Source organism: Phormidium sp. CCY1219 (assembly GCF_055795085.1).
The window spans coordinates 1-270 of the sequence record NZ_JAYFEQ010000090.1 but is presented as its reverse complement, the minus strand read 5'-3'; the positions used below and the strand labels follow the sequence as shown (position 1 = coordinate 270).

Here is a 270-nt window from a genome sequence, read left to right as displayed (position 1 = left end):
CGATTTACCGGCTCTTTAAATGAAGGCAATTGGAACTTCGGCGAATATCGAGGCGTGCAAACCGTCTCCATGCGACCCGGAGATGAATTTTTCATCATGTTGGTGCCGAATGGAAAGGTGCAACAAGTCTTAGATAATCCCACGGCTGAAGGTGCAATTCGTCCCCTATTTTCCCTCGCCACATCTAACCCCGATGATGCCTATCATGTGGGACAAATTTCTGATGTCACCGGCGATGGAAATACCTTCGCAATGGAAGATTTGCGGGTA

At 48.1% G+C, this 270-nt stretch carries 1 protein-coding gene; it reads left to right on the top strand.

The genetic code is table 11. The features are described 5' to 3' along the window. The coding region (locus AC0QH1_RS00550) for a DUF4114 domain-containing protein (RefSeq protein ID WP_324628784.1) at positions 1 to 270 on the top strand (270 nt) is incomplete at both ends.